This window comes from Arthrobacter sp. Hiyo1, assembly GCF_001263615.2.
Classification (GTDB): domain Bacteria; phylum Actinomycetota; class Actinomycetes; order Actinomycetales; family Micrococcaceae; genus Arthrobacter.
On sequence record NZ_DF952468.1, the window covers coordinates 451429 to 452659 of the forward strand.

The 1231-nt window shown below is 67.5% G+C and carries 2 protein-coding genes; one reads left to right on the forward strand and one right to left on the reverse strand.

The genetic code is table 11. From position 1 onward, the window contains the following. Positions 1-669: N-acetylglucosamine kinase (locus AHiyo1_RS02035; protein ID WP_059387456.1), on the forward strand; the 669-nt coding region annotated here is incomplete at its 5' end. 9 nt (positions 670-678) lie between these two features. Here AHiyo1_RS02035 and AHiyo1_RS02040 read toward each other — a convergent pair. After that, positions 679-1231 (reverse strand): pirin-like C-terminal cupin domain-containing protein (locus AHiyo1_RS02040; protein WP_340639267.1); only part of this gene is annotated, 553 nt, incomplete at its 5' end.

A 1231-nucleotide genomic window follows, 5' to 3' on the forward strand; every position in this document is an offset into this window, starting at 1 on the left:
GACGCCGATGCCCGCGCCCTCGCCGAGCTGATCGAACCCCATGTTCCAGGGGCGCAGGTCACGGTGGTCCACGATTCCCGGCTGCTACTGGCGGCAGGCCGGGCCAGCACGGGAGTGGCTGTCATTGCCGGAACCGGATCCGCGGCCTGGGGCAAGAATGCCGAGGGGGAAGAAGCCCGTGCCGGGGGCTGGGGCTTTCTCCTGGGCGATGAAGGCAGCGGATACTGGCTGGGTAGGGAGGCGGTGCGCCACAGCCTCCGGCGCATGAACAAAGGGCTGGAACCGGATGGCCTCACAGCGGCCCTCCTGGAATCCTGCGGGGTGGACGATCCCAACAAACTCATCGCGCTGTTCCACTCGGAGGACACCGACCGGCGGTACTGGGCCCAGCGCGCAACCGCCGTAGTCGAGACCGCGCGGGAAGGCCTCGAGATCAGCCGCCAACTCCTGGACCAGGCAGGACGGGATCTCGCGGAACTCGCGGCGCAAGCTGTCCGGCAACTCGGCCTTCCCGGACCGGTGATTCTTGGCGGCGGGCTCGGCATGAACGTGGAGCCTTTACAGTCCGCTTTCCGGGCGGGACTGGCCGCACACGGGATCACCGATGTCCGGGTCCTGGACCAGGAACCGGTTTTCGGTGTGCTGCGGATTGTCGCGGAGCTGCCCTAGCCGGGACCGTTAGTCAGTAGCCCTGTTCCGGGACCTCGGCTTGAGCTGGACCCCTGGCATAGGCGGTGCGGGGATGCGCCCGGCTTCCGCTCCGGCGTCGGGCCCGTGGCCATGGATCCAACCGAAGCGCGCATTACGGGCGTCCTCGTCGCTCAGGAGCGCCTGGGCTTCCCAATCTTCGCGGGCCTGCGCCACTTCCTCGTGCGTCCGGCCCACGAAGTTCCACCACATCAGGATGTCCTCTTCGAAGGGTTCACCGCCCAGGAGCATGAAGCGGGTTCCCGGGGCTGCGTCGAGGCGGAGCGATTCCCGGCCCATGCCGAGGAATGCCAAGGGGCCGGGGTCGACTTCCTGGCCGTCGATCATCGCGGAACCGTCCAGGACCAGCACCGCATGCTCGAAATCGGGATTCAGAGGTAACTCGACGGCGCCCGAGGCTGAGACTTCCACGCCGACAATCGCTGAACATGACCGCGGGGGAGCGCTGTCCGGCGAACTCTCCCACGAGAACAGTGGCCCTGAAACCGTCCGCCACGACCACCGGCAGGTCGACGATCTGCTG